Below are 14,091 nucleotides of genomic sequence, written 5' to 3' on the forward strand. Positions count from 1 at the left end.
CAGCCACAGGATGAACCATGACCCGACAGCCCCGCATCTACCTCGCCGGTCCCGATGTCTTCGCGCGCGACTATGCCGCGCACAAGACGCGCATCAAGCAATGGTGCGGCGAGCTGGGCTTGCTGGCCTTGTGCCCGGGCGATGACGAGGTGCAGGGCGAGAGCAAGTCCGAGATCGCCCGGCGCATCTACGAAATCAACGTAGCCCTGATCGAGTCGGCCGATGCCGTGGTGGCCAACGTGCGCGACTTTCGCGGCCATGAGCCGGATTCGGGCACGGTCTTCGAGATCGGCTACGCGGTCGGGCGTGGCAAGAAGGTGTGGTGCTACAACACGCCGGTGCAGGATCTGCTGGCGCAGGTGCCGCAGGGTGAGCCCGGTTACTGCCGCGAGGGCATGCAGATCGAGGACTTCGGCCTGCCGCGCAACCTCATGCTGGCGCATGCCGCCGAACTGGTGCAGGGTGACCTGCGCGCCTGCCTGGAGCAGGTGGCGCGCTGGCATGCGGGACGGCGCTGAGCCCGTCTGCGCGACATCATTGCAGGGGTACGCGCCCCATCAGATAGAACTCTTCATTGGGACGCATGCTGGTCACGTTGGCCAGCCGGTTGGACATGCCGAAGAAGGCCGCGATGGCCGCGATGTCCCAGGCTTCCTCCTCTCCCCAGCCCTGCTCCCTGAGCTGGGCGAAATCCTCCTCGTTGACGGCCCAGGCGCTGGTCGAGACCTTCATGGCGAAATCCAGCATGGCCGTTTGCCGCGGGCTGATGTCGGCCTTGCGGTAATTGATCGCGACCTGGTCGGCCAGCAAGGGGTCCTTGGCGCGGATGCGCAGGATCGCACCATGCGCCACCACGCAGTACTGGCATTGGTTGGCATTGCTGGTGGCGACCACGATCATCTCGCGCTCGGCCTTGGTGAGCTTGCCGGGCTTGTCCATCAAGGCATCGTGATAGGCGAAGAAGGCGCGGAATTCGTCCGGGCGGTGCGCCAGGACCAGGCAGACGTTGGGGATGAATCCTGACTTCTCCTGCACTGTCAGGATGCGCTGGCGGATGTCCTCGGGAAGCTCGTCGAGTTCGGGGATGGGAAAGCGGCCGATGGGGGCGGTCGGGGTCATGGGGTCTCCTGTTGTCGTGGTGTGCAGGGCAGTGGCTGCCCCGCAGAGAACATAGCACTTCTTCCGGTCGTTCAATGTCGCCAGCCTGACGGTGAAGCCTTTTGCTTCATGTGTTGATCAAATGCAATGAAAAATATGATTAAGATATATCTTGAAATATTCAAAATAAAGATATATCTTGGCTATATCGATCGACACGCAGCGTGCGTCAGTCGCTGCCTTTAGCAAACCGACAAGAAGGAAACACCATGTTCAAGCATCTATTCGGCCACCATGGCCAGCCGGGCCACGGCCCCATGCACCAGCGCCACGACCGTCCGCACCATGGCGGCGGCCTGTTCGATGAAGAAGGCCATCGCGGCCACCACGGGCCGCGTGGCCGCGAGGGTGGCGGTGGGGGCGGTCGCGGTGCGCGCATGTTCGAGCAGGGCGCATTGCGCATCGTGATGCTGCACCTGTTGCAGGAAAAGCCGCGCCACGGCTACGACATGATCAAGGCCATCGAGCAGCTGGTGGGCGGTGGCTACAGCCCCAGCCCGGGCGTGATCTACCCGACCCTGACGCTGCTGGAAGAAATGGGCCATGCCTCGGTACAGGGCGAAGAGGGCGGCAAGAAGCTCTACACCATCAGCGCCGAGGGCCGTGCGCATCTGGAAGAGAAGGAAAACGCAGAAGTGCTGCAGCAGGTGCTGCACAAGTTCGAACTGCGCCGCCAGGAACGGCCGGATGCCGATTCGCCGGAGCTGCGCCGGGCGGTCCAGAACTTCCGCATGGCGCTGCATACGCGCCTGGCCAAGGGCAAGCTGGAGCAGGAAGAGCTGCATGCCATCATCGACATCATCGATCGCGCCGCCGTGGCGGTGGAGCGGGCCTGAGCCCCAAAGAAGCAAGCAAGGAGAGCAACATGAAGGAACATCGCTACCGCATCACCCTGGAACACCTGGCCACGGCGTCGGAAGGACAGACGCTGCATGAGCCCATCAGCTTCGAGGCCGGCAATCATGACGATATCTTCAGTATCGTCGAGCGTCTGCGCGGCAATGCTCAGTTCGACAGCGATACCAGCGCGCAGCTGGCGCTGGGGCTGAAACTGTTTTCGGAGGTGATGCTGAAGAACCGCAAGCATCCCCTGTTCGAAGAGATACAACCGGCCCTGCGCGACTTCATCATGAAGCTCAAGGCGCAGGGCAAGGCCGCCGCAGAATAAAGCGGCCAGCCGGCGGCGCCCTTACTGGTTGGCCGGCGCGATCATTTCGGCGTAGTCGTAGAGCGCACCCAGGATGTCCTGGGTGCGCTCGTCGTCTGCCTGCTCCTGCAACTGGTCGATCTGTTCGAACAACTGGGCGATGGTGCGCGCGCCACCGGCGCCTTCGAACAGGCGGGCAGCGCGATGCTCTTCCCAGTGCTGGGTTTCGTCGGGACGCAGGGTCTCGGGGAAGTTGCGAGCGCGATAGCGGAACAGGATTTCGTTGAGGCGCATATCGTCGAAGGACATGCTGGCCCCGGCCAGGGCGGCTGGTGCCAGGGCGCGCAGCTGCGTCAGCTGGCGCCGGTCGCCGTTGCCGATGAAGCCGCCGTAGAGGTCTTCGTCGACGTCGGGTCGTTCTTCGCCCTCGCGCTGGTAGACCTGGCGCCACAGTGACGATAGGTCGGGCAGGGCGGCCGCGTGTTCTGCATGGCGCAGGGCGGTGTCGACGTCGATGCCCAGGGCGGTGGCGCGCTCGGCGCTGAGGGTCTTGAGGCTGCCCACCACGATGGGCGACTTGTTCAGGTGGATGCTCTTGACCGGCAGGCGCTCTACGCCCTCCGGCAGCTCATCGCGCCGGGTGAACATGCGTGTGCGCACGGTGGCCGCGTCCAGGCCGGCCAGTTCGGCGGGGTCGTAGCCCAGGTCCCAGGCGATCACTTCGTTCTTGTTGGTGGGGTGCATGCCCAGCGGCCACATCAGCGCCAGGCAGCCCTGCGCCACCGGGAACATGCCGGAGACATGCAGGAAGGGCTTGGCCGCCGGCAGGCCGATTTCGGCGGCGGCCTTTTCCTTCTTGTGCAGGGCCAGGGCGAAGTCGAACAGGCGCGGGTTGTGCTGGCGGATCAGGCGCGCCAGCGCGATGGTGGCGCGCACGTCGGAGAGGGCATCGTGGGCGGCTTCGTGCAGCAGGCCATTGGCCTTGGAGAGATGTTCCAGCTTGAAGCTGACGCTGCCGTCTTCCTTGGTCGGCCACTGGATGCCGTCGGGGCGCAGGGCATAGGTCAGCCGCACCACATCCAGCAGGTCCCAGCGGCCGCAGCCGTTGGCCCATTCGCGGGCATAGGGATCGATCAGGTTGCGCCAGAACATGAAGCGGGTGACTTCGTCGTCGAAGCGGATGGTGTTGTAGCCCACGCCGATGGTGCCGGGCTCGCCCAGGGCCTCTTCGATCTGCGCGGCGAATGCGTGTTCGGGGATGCCGTGTTCCAGGCAGTGCTGCGGCGTGATGCCGGTGATCAGGCAGGACACCGGGTCGGGCAGGTAGTCCGGCGCCGGCTTGCAATAGATCATGAGGGGTTCGCCGATCTCGTTGAGTTCGGCATCGGTGCGCACGGCGGCGAACTGCGCGGGACGGTCACGGCGCGGCACGGCGCCAAAGGTTTCGTAGTCGTGCCAGAGGAAGGTGTGATTGGACATCGCGGCGGGCTTCTATGGGAATCGCGCGATTATAGAGCCTTGTGGCCTGCGCGCCGTGATCAGTGCGCAGGCCGGCGGGATTGCGGAGGGTTTCTCGATCGATGCCGAGGGCCAGGATGGCGGCGTTACTGCAAGGCCGGGGTATCGCGCTTGAGCACCTTGCGCAGCAGGTCCTGCAGGGTGCCGCTGCGCAGGGGCGGGTTGCCGCCGGCGTACTGGATGTTGTCGATCACCCAGCCGCGGGCGTCGCGGGTTAGGCTCAGGCGGTCGGTCCATTTGGCCGGGGATTGCAGCTTGGCATCGCTGAAGATCAGTTCCACGGTGCAGGTCGCTTCACGTTCCTGGGCTTCGCACTGAACCACTCGGAAGGTCGAGGCGCCATTCGGGTTGCCGGTGAACAGGTCGCCCTGTACCAGGGGCGGCAGCGGCTCGGCATCGGGATCGGCGGCCAGGTCCGCGGCCGCCTGGGTGGTGCGGGCTTCCTGGGCGACCGAGACATCCTTGAGCAGGTCGAACAGCGACACCGACAGGAAGCTGCGGAAGGTGATCAGTTCCTTCAGCGTCAGCGCGCCGGAGGGCCTGGCCGAGGCGTGGGCCTGGTAGAACTCCGTGACCAATTCCTTGGCTTTGCCGTCTTCATTGGCCGTGCACGCTGCCAGCAAGAGGCTGGCGGCGGCGAAGAGTGTCGTACCGATCCGCTTCAATCTGATTCTCCCTGTGCCGTGGTCGCGTGCATGGTGGAGGGGCATGCGGCCGACGGCCTGTTGATCTGTTATTTCGTTATTACCTTGTCATCAGTGGAATGTGAACGATTGCGTGAGCAGATCGACAAGCATTCCCGGTGGCAAGCTTACGCCTCCCGGCTCGGCAGGAAGGCCCGAAATACATCGCCAAAAGGCCGCCAATTCGCTGCAAATGCTGCGTCAAAGCGGGCTGGCGAGGCGTGCCGGCTCGCTCTGGAGCGGGTGCCATGTTTGTTGCCGCGACGCCTTATTCGGTCTGCTGGATGGCGTCGCTGAGGTTGTCGGTGAGGTATTCGCGCTGGGAAGACTGGTCGTTGCCGATGAATTCGATGTCATCGATGCGCCACTGGCGGTTTTCGCGGACCAGCAGGATCTTGTCGTTCCAGGATTCGTCGCTGCCCGATTGCTGGTAGCGGAAGGCCACCTGGCAGGCGGCGCGATCCGCTTCGCTGTCGCAGGACTGGACGGCGAAGGAAGTGGCGCCCTCGAAGAGCGAGGTGAACAGATCGCCCTCGACGATGGGGGCCGCCTGTGGGCCGGCGGCGGCCTGGTAGCGGGCGTCGGCCGCTTCGGCCCGGGTCAGCAGGTTGTAGAGGGAGCGGCTGACCAGCGGTTCGAACTGCTTGAGTTCATCGGCCGAGGGCAGGCCGGGGGCGTTGTGCTTGAGGTGGATGCGGTAGAAGTCGCCGACCACTTCGGCCTGCTGCTGCTCCTCGCCGCTGAAATTGTTGCAACCCGACAGGGTCAGCAGCATGCCCAGGGCGACGGCGCCGGCACCGGTACGCAATGCATGGGCGGAAGAGGGGGCGGCCGCGGGTGAGGCTGAAGGTGAGGCTGAAGGTGAGGCTGGGCGGGGAGGAGGGGCGGGACGGTGCAAAGTGGTCATCCTGGTGTTCCTGGCGCCGGGTCTTGCCCGGTGCTCGTGTCATGGCGGCACATGCCGCGAAGAGGGCGCTGTGCCCGGTTACGGCCTGATGCAGGGTTGATGCTGGGTTGATGCTCTTGGGTCTGCCCGGTTAGTCCGGGACGAGTCGCAAACGTTCCGCAGCGCCCCGGTTGGAGGCGCTGCAGAGGGTGGCAATGCGGTGGTGCTGGTGCTGCCGACGATCAGGGGGGCGGGCTTAGACCGATTCGGTCAGCAGCGAGAAATGCTCCACCTGCGGGGCGCCGGCGAAGAAGGGGCCGACGATGCCGCGCCATTCGGTAAAGGCGGGCGATTCGCGGAAGTCCACGGTATGGTTTTCCAGGGTGGCCCAGTACACCATGAGCAGGTAGCGCTCTGGCGATTCGACGCCCTTTTGCACCTTGTGGCCGAGATAGCCGGTGGCCTTGCTGATGGTCTGCGCCAGGCCGCGCTGGATGGCGTCGTCGAATTCGGCTTGCTTGCCGGGTTGGATGCGGATGTCCGCCAGTTCCAGGATCATGTGGTTCTCCATTGTGCAGTGCGTAGTCGAGGGTGAGCGCCGGCGCCGTGGTGCGTCGGCGGGCCGCACGATTATCACATTTTCCCCGGAGGCCGGCGTTCAATGGAATTTGTGGTCGGCTGAAAAGCTTTCACGCGCGGCCTGCGGCGGCCTGTTTTGGGGCGTCGTCATGGTGCGCGCAGGTTTTTTGCACCGTCTGGCGGCAAGCCATGTGGATGCCGAAATCTTTTACGGATTTATTTTGCGTCCACGCGCCGCAGCAATTGTTATTTGAGGCCGCGCTCAATACACTACCTCCCGTTCTATCCACCTAAAAATCAAAACAAATCTACAACGAAAGGGATCTCCATGTCGGGTTCGTATTTCCCCCAATGGCGGCTGCGCCAAAGCACCACTGACGGCCAGGGTGCCGTGATCGCCGCCGACGAGCGGCTGCCTGCGCCACAGACCCTGGCCATGGGGGTGCAGCACGTGGTGGCCATGTTCGGTTCGACCGTGCTGGCGCCGCTGCTCATGGGCTTCGATCCCAACCTGGCGATCCTGATGTCCGGCGTCGGTACGCTGCTGTTCTTCCTGCTGGTGGGCGGCCGCGTGCCGAGCTACCTGGGGTCCAGCTTTTCCTTCATCGGCCTGGTCATTGCGGTGACCGGTTATGCCGGTTCCGGTGCCAATGCCAACCTGGGCGTGGCGCTCGGCGGCATCATCGCCTGCGGTGCGGTGTATGCGGTGATCGGCCTGATCGTGGCCGGCGTCGGTACCCGCTGGATCGAGTCGCTGATGCCGCCGGTGGTGACCGGTGCGGTGGTGGCGGTGATCGGTCTGAACCTGGCGCCGATCGCGGTCAAGGGCGTCTCGGGCAGCAATTTCGACAGCTGGATGGCACTGGCCACCGTGCTGTGCGTGGGCTTCGTCGCCGTGTTTACGCGTGGCATGCTGCAGCGCCTGCTGATTTTGGTCGGGCTGCTGCTGGCCTATGTGCTGTATGCAGTGCTGGCCAATGGCCTGGGCCTGGGCAAGCCGATCGACTTTGCCAGCGTGGCCAATGCCGCCTGGTTCGGCGTGCCGCACTTTGCCACTCCGGTGTTCCAGGCCGGCGCGATGGCCTTGCTGGCTCCGGTAGCGATCATCCTGGTGGCCGAGAACCTGGGTCACATCAAGGCCGTCTCGGCCATGACCGGCCAGAACCTGGACCGCTACATCGGTCGCGCCTTCATCGGTGACGGCCTGGCGACCATGCTTTCGGGTAGCGTCGGCGGCACCGGCGTGACCACCTATGCCGAGAACATCGGCGTGATGGCCGTGACCAAGATCTACTCCACCCTGGTGTTCGTGGTGGCGGCGGTGATCGCCATCCTGCTGGGCTTCTCGCCCAAGTTCGGCGCGGTGATCCTGACCATCCCCGGGGCGGTGCTGGGCGGTGTGTCGATCGTGGTGTTCGGTCTCATTACCGTGTCCGGCGCCCGTATCTGGGTCGAGAACAAGGTCGATTTCTCCAACAATACCAACCTGATCGTGGCGGCCGTGACCCTGGTGCTGGGCGCGGGCGACTTCACCCTCAAGCTGGGCGGCTTCGCGCTGGGTGGCATCGGTACCGCCACCTTCGGGGCGATCATCCTGCATGCGCTGCTCAAGCGTCGGGGTTGATTCCATCCTGACAATGCGTGTGGGCGGGAAGGAAGAGGCCGGTTCGGACCAGGCCGGTCGCGGGGATCGGCCTTGATGTTCTGTTCGTACTGAATGTTCGGATATGGCGGAGATTTTGTGAAAATTTCCGTTGAGCAATCTCCGTTTGCTGTCTATACTTTGGCGCGTTGCAGCGCAGCGTCGCCGCCATGGCCCCGGGGGGCCGGGCAGGAGGCCGGGACAGGCTGCTGCACATCGTCGGGCCAGGTCTCTTGCCAGGCTCGCTTATCAGGGGAATCACCGCATGAACTCCGCCATCCGCCTGCCAGCCTTGCTGTGCATCGCCCTTCCTTTGCTGTCGGCCTGTGACGCCTTGGCCGGCAAGAAGGACTACGCCTATTTCCGCCAGCATATGGACGAGGCCAAGTCGGTGTCCGACCAATGCCAGCTCAACGGCACATCGGGCATGAACCAGGCCCAGATCAAGGTCTGCGAAGCCGCCCGCGAAGCCTGGGCCAATCGCAACTTCAACTATTGATCGGCTGAGGATCGGCTGAGGCGGCCCGGATGCGGCCGGGACGCGCCCTGGCATCGTCACGGCGCTGTCACAAATCTGTCAAAGACGGTCGTTAGAATGCGGGGTTTTCGATTGCCCTCTTTCCTGACTGGCCGCTCATGCACAATCCGCCGGATACGCCGCAAGCCTTGCACCTGCTCTACGAGCCGGCCGGATTCATCTGCTCCTTCCGTTTCGAGGAGGGCCGTGCCCGGCAGATGAACTGGAACGAGGTGGTCGATGATCATCCGGTCGCGCCGGCCTTTAGCTGGCTGCACGTGAAGACGGCCGACGTGAAGATCCAGCAATGGCTGGCCCACCACAGCGGCATCCCCGAATACATCACCGAATTCCTGCTCAGCAGCGACACCCATCCGGGCCTGCATGCCACGCCCGACGGCGTCTACGGCACCTTGACCGACATGAAGATGGAGATCGGCGACACCGGTACCGAGAAGGGGGCGCTGCATTTCTACCTGGACCGCACGCGCCTCCTGACGCTGCGTACCCAGCCGCTGATTTCCACCAACATGCTGCGCCAGAAGGTGTTGGACGGCGGCGATTTCGACAATCCCATGGACCTCTTCGCCGAGCTGCTGCGCTGCCTGGCCGACGGATTCAATGCGCGCCTGGACAAGCTCAACGACAAGGTGGACGACATCGAGTTTTCGGTGCTCTCGGATCGCCGGGCCGAAGACCGGGCCGAGCTCTCCGGGATTCGCCGACAGCTGGCCGAGCTGCGGCGCTTCATCGCGCCGGAGCGCCGCATCCTGGCGCAGTTCCAGCGCTTGCGGCCGTCCTGGGTGCCGCGCGAGGCGCTGGAAGACCTGACCCATGCACTGGACGAACTCAACGAACTGCATGCCACCGTGGAAGCGGTCTATGAGCGTGCCAAGCTGCTGCAGGAAGAGATTGCGTCGCAGATGTCGGAGCAGATGAACCGCAACCTGATGGCGCTCTCGATCCTGACCGCATTGTTGATGCCGGCCACGCTGGTGTCGGGGATTTTCGGGATGAACGTGGCAGGTCTGCCGGGTCTGCATGACGAGACCTCGTTCTGGATCGTGATGGGGCTCATGGGTGGCCTGGGGGTGGCGACCGTGGCCTTCCTGCGGTGGATGAAGATCTTCTGAGGAAGATCTTCCAGATGGCGCTTGAGGTGCTCGAGGTGCCTTGTGCGCTTGAGGCGCTTTGGGCGCTTCAGCTGCGGCCGGCGCCTGCAGCGTTTCAGTCGCGTGCTGCCATGGCTTCCTCGCTCTCGCGGATCAGCTTGTCGATGTCCAGGTTGTCCACTGCTTCCACCCGCAACGACAGCGGGCGCCACAGCGAGTACAGCCACAGGCCGATGGTGCAGAGCGTGCCCAGGAACAGGGTGATGAAGCCCGAGAGGAACAGCCCGATGAAGGGTGAGGCGATCAGGCCGTCATAACCGATCAGGTGCTTGCCGTCCCAGGTGATGGTCTGGGCGCCGAATAACGACAAGACCCCCATCAGGGTCGAAAACGGTACCAGCGAAAACGTGGTGCCGATGGCCAGCAGCTTGTAGATGGACGCCATCGACATGCGCTGGATCTTGATCTGCTCGAACATGAGCCTTCCCCTTGCTCGTCCGCGTGGAGTTGTCCACGCCGCTGCGCCTTCCCGTGCACGGACGGCGTAGCGCATGGCGCCGCCCGCGTGGCCTTGCGGCCGGTTCCCCGGAATACCGGGATTACTTGCCCCAGCTGTCCTTGAGCGTGACCGCGCGGTTGAAGATCGGCTGGCCTTCGGTCGAGTCGACGCGGTCGGCCACGAAGTAGCCGTGGCGTTCGAACTGGTAGATCTCGCCCGGCTTGGCGTTCTTCAGGGTCGGCTCCAGGTAGGCGGTGATGACTTCCTTGGAGTTCGGATTCAAGGCTGCCAGGAAGTCCTTGCCGCCGGCATCCGGATGCGGGTCCGAGAAGAGGCGGTCGTACAGGCGCACTTCGGTGGCCAGGGCGTGGTCCGCGCTGACCCAGTGCAGGTTGCCCTTGACCTTGTAGTTGGAGCTGCCTTCGGTGCCGCTCTTGCTGTCTTCGAAGTAGTTGCAGTGGACGGCGATGACGTTGCCGTGCTCGTCCTTGTCGCAGCCGGTGCATTCGACCACGTAACCGTAGCGCAGGCGCACCTTGTTGCCGGGGAAGAGGCGGAAGTAGCCCTTGGTCGGCACTTCCATGAAGTCTTCGCGTTCGATCCACAGTTCCCGGGTGATGGGGAAGTGACGGTGGGCGGTGTCGTGTTCCGGGTGCGCCGGCGGATAGACCGGGGCGCTGCAATCGATGGACACGCCTTCGGGGAAGTTGTCGATGATCAGCTTCAACGGACGCAGCACGGCCACCGCGCGCGGGGCCTTGGGGTCGAGGTCTTCGCGCAGTGCGCCTTCGAGCACGCTGAAGTCGATCCAGCTGTTGTTCTTGGAGGCGCCGGTGCGGTCGCACATCAGGCGGATCGCTTCCGGGGTATAGCCGCGACGACGCAGGCCGACGATGGTGGGCATGCGCGGGTCGTCCCAGCCGGAGACGATCTTTTCATCCACCAGCTGGCGCAGCTTGCGCTTGCTGGTGATGATGTAGGTCAGGTTCAGGCGGGCGAATTCGTACTGGTGCGGCAGCGGCTTCTTGAAGAAACCTTCCTCGGCCAGTTGCTCCAGCAGCCAGTCGTAGAAGGGGCGCTGGTCTTCGAACTCCAGGGTGCAGATGGAGTGGGAGATGTTTTCCAGCGCGTCCTCGATCGGATGCGCGAAGGTGTACATCGGGTAGACGCGCCACTTGTCGCCGGTATTGTGGTGGGTGGCATGGCGGATGCGGTAGATGGCCGGATCGCGCAGGTTCATGTTGGGGCTGGCCATGTCGATCTTGGCGCGCAGGATCAGCGAGCCGTCGGGATGCTTGCCGTCGCGCATTTCATCGAACAGGCGCAGCGATTCCTCGGCCGGGCGGTCCCGCCAGGGCGAGTTCTTGCCGGGTTCGGTGAGGGTGCCGCGGTTCTCGCGCATCTGCTCGGCGTTCTGCTCGTCCACATAGGCCAGGCCCTTGCGGATCAGCGCCTGGGCGCAGGCGTACATGACGTCGAAGTAGTTGCTGGCGTAGTACAGGTGCGACTTGCCGTCGTGCTCCCAGGAAAAGCCCAGCCACTTGACCGAGTCGAGGATGGTGTCGACGTACTCCTGCTCTTCCTTTTCCGGGTTGGTGTCGTCGAAACGCATGTGGCAGCGGCCGGCGTAGTCGGCGGCCAGGCCGAAGTTCAGGCAGATCGACTTGGCGTGGCCGATGTGCAGGTAGCCGTTGGGCTCGGGCGGAAAACGGGTCACCACCTGCGGCAGGGCCTCGCCCTGACCGTTGCTGCGCTCGGCGTAGGTGCCGGAAACCAGATCGGATTCGATGATGCCGCGCAGGAAATTGGTGGAGGGGGCAGGGGTGTGACCGTTTTTCAGTTCGTTGCTCATGAGATGAATCGGAGGAATGCCTGTTTATTCAGATGGCAAGCATTTTACCGCACGTGCCCGATTTCAACGGGCTTTGCGGCTGCCAGGGCCAGATTTTTTGCCGGGAGACAACGCATGGTCCAGCTTGGTGATCAGGCTGATTGCCTTGGGAGACACTTTTCTTGTTACACAAGATACGGGTGGGAATTACCTGTCAGGAGGGGCGGCTGGCAATCTGCGCCCATGACTTGGCAGCGTGCCGGGTCAAGTGAACATTCCGGACCCCTTGCAGGCAGGGGCGGACAAGAAAAAGGAGCGCAATCATGAATCGACTGATCAAACTGGTCGTCGCCGCCAGCGTGGCGGCAGCAACCCTCTCGGCCTGCGTGGTGGTGCCGGCCGGACCGCCGCAACCACACTATTACCGTCCTTACTACGGCCCGGGTTATTACTACGGGCGCTGATCGGCCGCCGATCGGTCGTTGATATTCCCCGTACTGGCCGGGATTACATCTGCCTGAACAGATGGGCGAAGAGGCGACTCACCGGCAGCCGCTGGCCGTCAGATCGGCCATGCAGGGTGAGCCACAGCTTGCCCGCTTCGTCGCGCTGCGCGGCCTGTATCTGACGGGCCTGGACCACGATGCCGCGATGGACCTGCCAGAACTGCTGCGGGTCCAGTTGCGGGATCAGTTCCCGCAGGCTGGTACGGATCAGGGCCTCGCCCTCGGCGGTGACCACGTTGACGTATTTGTCGGTGGCTTCGAAGTACAACACGTCCTGTACCGGGATCATCCTCACCCGGCTGCCCACGGCGGCGCGGATGAAGTCCAGCCGGGGTGGCTGGTCGCCGGGAGCGGGCAGGGCCAGCGCGCGCAACTGCGCCAGGGCGTGCTCCAGGTGGGCCTCCTGACTGCTGGCGGCGCGCTGGGCCAGCAGGGTTTGCAGGCGCCCGACCGTCACCGCCAGGCGTTCGCGGGTGACCGGTTTGAGCAGGTAGTCGACGGCGGCGCGTTCAAAGGCCTGCACTGCATAGTCGTCATAGGCCGTCACGAACACCAGCAGCGGGAAGGGCCGCTGCGCCGGCCATTCCTCCCCCAGTTGCGCCGCCACTTCCAGTCCGCTCAGTCCGGGCATCCGGATATCCAGAAACAGCACATCGGGCAGGGTCGCCAGCGTCAGCTCCAGCGCCTCGATGCCATTGGCCGCCAGTTGCGGCGGTGCCAGTGCCGGCCAGGCCTGGGCCAGTGCCTGCCGGAGCGCCTGGGCCAGCAGGGGTTCGTCTTCGGCGATCAGCGCTGTAGGGACGGCCATGATGGCTCCGGAGTGAAGGATTCTTCAGACAAGGTTTTTAGGCATCAAGGGCGCGGTTGTGGCGCGTGGTGCGGTGGGCGCTCTTGAGTGCCTTCAGCGGGATGGTGATCTGCGCCATGGCGCCGGCCGGGACGTTGTGGGTGATGATCAGTTCGGCCAGCGGGCCATAGAGCGTGACCAGACGTTCGCGGATATTGTCCAGGCCGAAATGCATGCCGATCACCGGTTCTTTCTGCGGTGGTGGCTGGTTCAGGCTGATGCTGGTGGGCAGGCCGGCACCGGTATCGAGCACGCTCAGGACCAGCATGTCGTTATGCACGGCGGCGCGCACGGTGCAGTTGCCGCCGTCGACCTTGGGTTCGAGGCCGTGCTTGATGGCGTTTTCGACCAGGGGCTGCAGCAGCATCGGTGCCAGCCTGAGGCGGCCCAGGTGTTCCGGCAATTGCAGGGTGTAGGACAGGCGCATGCCCATGCGCAGCGACATCAATCCCAGATAGGCCTTGATCAGGTCGAATTCCTTTTGCAGCGAGGTGCTGTCGGCGCGCGAGGCCGACAGGGTGGTGCGCAGGTATTGCACCAGCTGGTTGAGCATCAGCTCGGCCTGCAGCGGATCGGTGCTGATCAGCGACTGCAGCGTGGCCAGGGTATTGAACAGCATGTGCGGTTCGATCTGGGCTTGCAGCATCTGCAGCTGGGCCTGCACGGCCTGCTTCTCGACCTGGGTGGCGTGGGCTTCCAGGGCGGCCATCTTCTGGCGGTTCCAGAAGAACAGGGTGGCGCCGAAACAGACCAGGAAGGTCAGCACGATGACCGCGATGATGTTGTCGCTGTGCTCCGGCACCAGGCTCAGGATGGGCTGGCCCATCAAGAGGCTGGCCAGTACCCGGCCCAGCAGCACCGCCAGCGGTGCCATCACCACGATCACCAGCAGCATGCCCAGCTTGTTGGGCGCCTCATTGCCCCACAGCAGCAGGCGGCTGCCGTTGATGAACAGCATGGCGAGCAGGCCGATGCACATCGATACCTGCAGGTTTTCATAGAAGCTGCCGCCGATGCGCAGCAGGTAGGTGACGGCCAGCGCGCACAGCAGGTTGATCACCAGCGTGGGCAGCAGGGCCAGCGCCAGTTCGCGCAGCAGCAGGAGCAGGCGGGGCGGGACGGAAGTATCGTGTGGGGTCATGCGGTCCTGGGAGAGTGCAAACAAG

The 14,091-nt window shown here is 64.0% G+C and carries 17 protein-coding genes; 8 read left to right on the plus strand and 9 right to left on the minus strand.

The window, feature by feature from the left end; all coding sequences use genetic code 11:
* The first annotated feature begins 17 nt into the window (after positions 1-17).
* Positions 18-518: a nucleoside 2-deoxyribosyltransferase gene (locus HBH1_RS08200; protein ID WP_102662310.1), complete on the plus strand. Its 501-nt coding sequence runs from the start codon at positions 18-20 to the stop codon at positions 516-518.
* A gap of 16 nt (positions 519-534) precedes the next feature.
* Here HBH1_RS08200 and HBH1_RS08205 read toward each other — a convergent pair whose 3' ends face one another.
* A complete protein-coding gene (locus tag HBH1_RS08205; protein WP_102662311.1) occupies positions 535-1,119 on the minus strand; it encodes a peroxidase-related enzyme in 585 nt (194 codons plus the stop codon).
* A gap of 248 nt (positions 1,120-1,367) precedes the next feature.
* On the opposite strand from HBH1_RS08205, the gene HBH1_RS08210 reads away from it, so the two are divergent.
* Both HBH1_RS08210 and HBH1_RS08215 read left to right on the plus strand, forming a co-directional pair.
* Positions 1,368-1,994: a PadR family transcriptional regulator gene (locus HBH1_RS08210; protein ID WP_102662312.1), complete on the plus strand. Its 627-nt coding sequence runs from the start codon at positions 1,368-1,370 to the stop codon at positions 1,992-1,994.
* Between the two features lie 29 nt (positions 1,995-2,023).
* Positions 2,024-2,326 (plus strand): DUF3861 domain-containing protein, encoded by a 303-nt coding sequence (locus HBH1_RS08215; protein WP_102662313.1) that lies wholly within the window; start codon positions 2,024-2,026, stop codon positions 2,324-2,326.
* A 21-nt stretch (positions 2,327-2,347) separates the two neighbouring features.
* Here HBH1_RS08215 and sbcB read toward each other — a convergent pair whose 3' ends face one another.
* The 4 genes from sbcB to HBH1_RS08235 all read right to left on the minus strand — a co-directional run bounded on the left by sbcB (position 2,348) and on the right by HBH1_RS08235 (position 5,951).
* Positions 2,348-3,784 carry an exodeoxyribonuclease I gene (gene sbcB / locus HBH1_RS08220; RefSeq protein WP_102662314.1) on the minus strand — a complete coding sequence of 479 codons (1,437 nt, stop codon included), beginning with the start codon at positions 3,782-3,784 and terminating at the stop codon, positions 2,348-2,350.
* A 125-nt stretch (positions 3,785-3,909) separates the two neighbouring features.
* Positions 3,910-4,488 (minus strand): YqhG/Tai3 family protein, encoded by a 579-nt coding sequence (locus HBH1_RS08225; RefSeq protein WP_102662315.1) that lies wholly within the window; start codon positions 4,486-4,488, stop codon positions 3,910-3,912.
* A 286-nt stretch (positions 4,489-4,774) separates the two neighbouring features.
* Entirely contained in the window at positions 4,775-5,314 is a 540-nt protein-coding gene (locus tag HBH1_RS08230; protein ID WP_077235568.1) for a DUF3828 domain-containing protein, read from the minus strand.
* A 334-nt stretch (positions 5,315-5,648) separates the two neighbouring features.
* Positions 5,649-5,951 carry an antibiotic biosynthesis monooxygenase family protein gene (locus HBH1_RS08235; protein WP_102662316.1) on the minus strand — a complete coding sequence of 101 codons (303 nt, stop codon included), beginning with the start codon at positions 5,949-5,951 and terminating at the stop codon, positions 5,649-5,651.
* On the opposite strand from HBH1_RS08235, the gene HBH1_RS24870 reads away from it, so the two are divergent.
* The 4 genes from HBH1_RS24870 (at position 5,950) to HBH1_RS08250 (ending at position 9,263) form a co-directional block, all read left to right on the plus strand.
* The gene (locus HBH1_RS24870) at positions 5,950-6,225 is read left to right on the plus strand and encodes a hypothetical protein (RefSeq protein WP_146012831.1); all 276 of its coding nucleotides are present in this window, start codon (positions 5,950-5,952) and stop codon (positions 6,223-6,225) included. The two genes, HBH1_RS08235 and HBH1_RS24870, sit on opposite strands and share 2 nt — an antisense overlap.
* A gap of 74 nt (positions 6,226-6,299) precedes the next feature.
* A complete protein-coding gene (locus HBH1_RS08240) occupies positions 6,300-7,595 on the plus strand; it encodes a solute carrier family 23 protein (RefSeq protein ID WP_102662317.1) in 1,296 nt (431 codons plus the stop codon).
* Positions 7,596-7,878: 283 nt separating this feature from the next.
* Positions 7,879-8,112, plus strand: a complete 234-nt coding sequence (locus tag HBH1_RS08245) for a hypothetical protein (RefSeq protein ID WP_102662318.1) — start codon at positions 7,879-7,881, stop codon at positions 8,110-8,112.
* 137 nt (positions 8,113-8,249) lie between these two features.
* Positions 8,250-9,263 (plus strand): transporter, encoded by a 1,014-nt coding sequence (locus HBH1_RS08250; protein WP_102662319.1) that lies wholly within the window; start codon positions 8,250-8,252, stop codon positions 9,261-9,263.
* Positions 9,264-9,357: 94 nt separating this feature from the next.
* On the opposite strand, the gene HBH1_RS08255 is transcribed toward HBH1_RS08250, so the two are convergent.
* Both HBH1_RS08255 and HBH1_RS08260 read right to left on the minus strand, forming a co-directional pair.
* Complete coding sequence (locus tag HBH1_RS08255; protein WP_006464310.1) at positions 9,358-9,720, minus strand: hypothetical protein; 363 nt, start codon at positions 9,718-9,720, stop codon at positions 9,358-9,360.
* A 121-nt stretch (positions 9,721-9,841) separates the two neighbouring features.
* Positions 9,842-11,593, minus strand: coding sequence for a glutamine--tRNA ligase/YqeY domain fusion protein (locus HBH1_RS08260; RefSeq protein WP_102662320.1), 1,752 nt, complete (start codon positions 11,591-11,593; stop codon positions 9,842-9,844).
* A 302-nt stretch (positions 11,594-11,895) separates the two neighbouring features.
* Between HBH1_RS08260 and HBH1_RS25200 the strand changes: the two genes are divergently transcribed.
* On the plus strand, positions 11,896-12,036 hold the full coding sequence (locus tag HBH1_RS25200; RefSeq protein WP_166758282.1) for a hypothetical protein: 141 nt from the start codon (positions 11,896-11,898) through the stop codon (positions 12,034-12,036).
* Positions 12,037-12,079: 43 nt separating this feature from the next.
* Here the strand turns inward: HBH1_RS25200 and HBH1_RS08265 are convergent, their stop codons facing one another.
* Together HBH1_RS08265 and HBH1_RS08270 are read right to left on the minus strand one after the other, a co-directional pair.
* On the minus strand, positions 12,080-12,886 hold the full coding sequence (locus HBH1_RS08265) for a LytR/AlgR family response regulator transcription factor (RefSeq protein WP_102662321.1): 807 nt from the start codon (positions 12,884-12,886) through the stop codon (positions 12,080-12,082).
* Between the two features lie 37 nt (positions 12,887-12,923).
* Complete coding sequence (locus tag HBH1_RS08270) at positions 12,924-14,066, minus strand: sensor histidine kinase (RefSeq protein ID WP_102662322.1); 1,143 nt, start codon at positions 14,064-14,066, stop codon at positions 12,924-12,926.
* Positions 14,067-14,091: the final 25 nt, after the last annotated feature.

Source organism: Herbaspirillum sp. BH-1 (assembly GCF_002870055.1).
Lineage (GTDB): Bacteria > Pseudomonadota > Gammaproteobacteria > Burkholderiales > Burkholderiaceae_D > Herbaspirillum > Herbaspirillum frisingense.

Excerpts from the sequence above, each read along its gene's own strand:
- HBH1_RS08200 (WP_102662310.1), top strand. The coding sequence starts at position 18 with ATGACCCGACAGCCCCGCATCTACCTCGCCGGTCCCGATGTCTTCGCG.
- HBH1_RS08205 (WP_102662311.1), bottom strand. The coding sequence starts at position 1,119 with ATGACCCCGACCGCCCCCATCGGCCGCTTTCCCATCCCCGAACTCGAC.
- HBH1_RS08210 (WP_102662312.1), top strand. The coding sequence starts at position 1,368 with ATGTTCAAGCATCTATTCGGCCACCATGGCCAGCCGGGCCACGGCCCC.
- HBH1_RS08215 (WP_102662313.1), top strand. The coding sequence starts at position 2,024 with ATGAAGGAACATCGCTACCGCATCACCCTGGAACACCTGGCCACGGCG.
- sbcB (WP_102662314.1), bottom strand. The coding sequence starts at position 3,784 with ATGTCCAATCACACCTTCCTCTGGCACGACTACGAAACCTTTGGCGCC.
- HBH1_RS24870 (WP_146012831.1), top strand. The coding sequence starts at position 5,950 with ATGTGGTTCTCCATTGTGCAGTGCGTAGTCGAGGGTGAGCGCCGGCGC.
- HBH1_RS08235 (WP_102662316.1), bottom strand. The coding sequence starts at position 5,951 with ATGATCCTGGAACTGGCGGACATCCGCATCCAACCCGGCAAGCAAGCC.
- HBH1_RS08240 (WP_102662317.1), top strand. The coding sequence starts at position 6,300 with ATGTCGGGTTCGTATTTCCCCCAATGGCGGCTGCGCCAAAGCACCACT.
- HBH1_RS08245 (WP_102662318.1), top strand. The coding sequence starts at position 7,879 with ATGAACTCCGCCATCCGCCTGCCAGCCTTGCTGTGCATCGCCCTTCCT.
- HBH1_RS08250 (WP_102662319.1), top strand. The coding sequence starts at position 8,250 with ATGCACAATCCGCCGGATACGCCGCAAGCCTTGCACCTGCTCTACGAG.
- HBH1_RS08255 (WP_006464310.1), bottom strand. The coding sequence starts at position 9,720 with ATGTTCGAGCAGATCAAGATCCAGCGCATGTCGATGGCGTCCATCTAC.
- HBH1_RS08260 (WP_102662320.1), bottom strand. The coding sequence starts at position 11,593 with ATGAGCAACGAACTGAAAAACGGTCACACCCCTGCCCCCTCCACCAAT.
- HBH1_RS25200 (WP_166758282.1), top strand. The coding sequence starts at position 11,896 with ATGAATCGACTGATCAAACTGGTCGTCGCCGCCAGCGTGGCGGCAGCA.
- HBH1_RS08265 (WP_102662321.1), bottom strand. The coding sequence starts at position 12,886 with ATGGCCGTCCCTACAGCGCTGATCGCCGAAGACGAACCCCTGCTGGCC.
- HBH1_RS08270 (WP_102662322.1), bottom strand. The coding sequence starts at position 14,066 with ATGACCCCACACGATACTTCCGTCCCGCCCCGCCTGCTCCTGCTGCTG.